General features: G+C 60.3%; 1 protein-coding gene. It reads left to right on the top strand.

The window, feature by feature from the left end:
- Window positions 1–38: 38 nt before the first annotated feature.
- Window positions 39–496: endolytic transglycosylase MltG (locus I6F37_RS38680; RefSeq protein ID WP_225154167.1), on the top strand; the 458-nt coding region annotated here is incomplete at its 3' end.

A 496-nucleotide genomic window follows, 5' to 3' on the forward strand; every position in this document is an offset into this window, starting at 1 on the left:
GCGTGTTGCATTCCGGCCCCAAGATCGAAACCGACTTCGTGATCATTCCCGAAGGCTTTCGCCTTGCGCAGATTGCCGATCGTGTCGGCCGGTTGCCGGGCATGTCGAAGCAGAAGTTCCTCGAGCTCGCGGCGAGCGGACAGGTGCGCTCGGAGTTCCAGCCCAACGACTCGAAGAGCCTCGAAGGTTTTCTTTTTCCCAGCACGTACTCGATCAGCGCGTCGGATGACGAGCTCACCATGCTCCAACGAATGGTGAACCTCTTCGACATCCAGGCGCACACTGCGGGCCTCGACGCGGCGGGTCGCCAGATCGGCCACACGCCGTACGACACATTGATCATCGCGTCACTCATCGAAGCCGAAGCGAAGACCGAAGGCGATCGCTGGAAGATCTCCCAAGTCATCGAGAATCGCGGCGCTATCGACATGGCACTGCAGATCGACGCGAGCGTGCTGTACGGCCTCGGCAATACCAAGACCTCGCTGAGCAAGAG

This window comes from Bradyrhizobium sp. NBAIM08, assembly GCF_020193935.1.
Lineage (GTDB): Bacteria > Pseudomonadota > Alphaproteobacteria > Rhizobiales > Xanthobacteraceae > Bradyrhizobium > Bradyrhizobium yuanmingense.